1 pseudogene is annotated in these 1,050 nt (G+C 66.3%); it reads left to right on the top strand.

Annotation, left to right across the window (positions count from 1 at the left end):
• Positions 1–994, top strand: a pseudogene (locus AB4Y84_RS22330) (thiamine pyrophosphate-dependent enzyme); the annotation flags it as partial.
• Positions 995–1,050 lie beyond the last annotated feature (56 nt).

The following is a 1,050-nucleotide window of genomic DNA, read 5'->3' as shown; positions in this document are numbered from 1 at the left end:
CGCCAGTCCCGAGGCGCTGGACCGTGCGGCGCAGATCATCCGCGATGCAAAGCGGCCGCTGCTGGTGATCGCCTCGGCAGCATCGCGGCCGCAGTCCAGCGAAGCGCTGTCGGCCTTCGTGCTGCGCGCCGGCATCCCGTTCGTCACCACGCAGATGGGCAAGGGCGCGGTGGCCGGTGGCTCGGGCCTGTACATGGGCACGGCGGCACTGAGCGAGCGCGATTACGTGCACATGGCCATCGACCAGGCCGACGTGATCGTGACCATCGGCCACGAGGTGACGGAGAAGCCGCCCTTCGTGATGCGCCCGGGTGGCCGCACGGTCATCCACATTGGCTATTCGCAGGCCGCGGTGGAGCAGGTGTACTTCCCGCAGGTGGAGGTGATCGGCGATATCGGCCGCTCGCTGACCCTGCTGGCCGACCGTATCGAGGGCAAGGTGGAGAACGCCGCTGCACTGCTGCCGTTGCGCGCGACGATCCTGGAGCACATCGCTGATCGCGCCGAAGAGGCCGGTTTCACGCCGCAGCGGCTGGTGCATGACGTGCGCCAGGTGATGCCGCCGGATGGCATCGTGGCGCTGGACAATGGCATGTACAAGATCTGGTTCGCGCGCAACTACCGCACCCAGGTTGCCAATACACTGCTGCTGGACAACGCATTGGCAACGATGGGCGCGGGGCTGCCGTCGGCGATCATGGCCTCGATCCTGTACCCGCAGCGCCGCGTGCTGGCGGTGTGTGGCGATGGCGGTTTCATGATGAACAGCCAAGAGCTGGAGACCGCGCGGCGGCTGGGCCTGAACCTGGTGGTGCTGATCCTCAACGACGGCGCCTACGGGATGATCCGCTGGAAGCAGGCGGTGGATGGTTTCGCCGACTACGGGATGACCTTCGGCAATCCGGATTTCGTCAAATACGCCGAGGCCTATGGCTGCCAGGGGCACGAGGTGACGGCGATCGAGCAGTTCATTCCGACCCTGGAAGCGGCCTTCACCGCGGAATGAACTGCTCGATCGCCGTCACCTCGTGCCCCTGGCAGCCATAGGCC

Origin of the sequence: Stenotrophomonas sp. 2YAF22 (assembly GCF_052114665.1) — a bacterium.
GTDB lineage: Bacteria > Pseudomonadota > Gammaproteobacteria > Xanthomonadales > Xanthomonadaceae > Stenotrophomonas > Stenotrophomonas indicatrix.
This window is presented reverse-complemented; position numbering and strand designations above follow the sequence as displayed.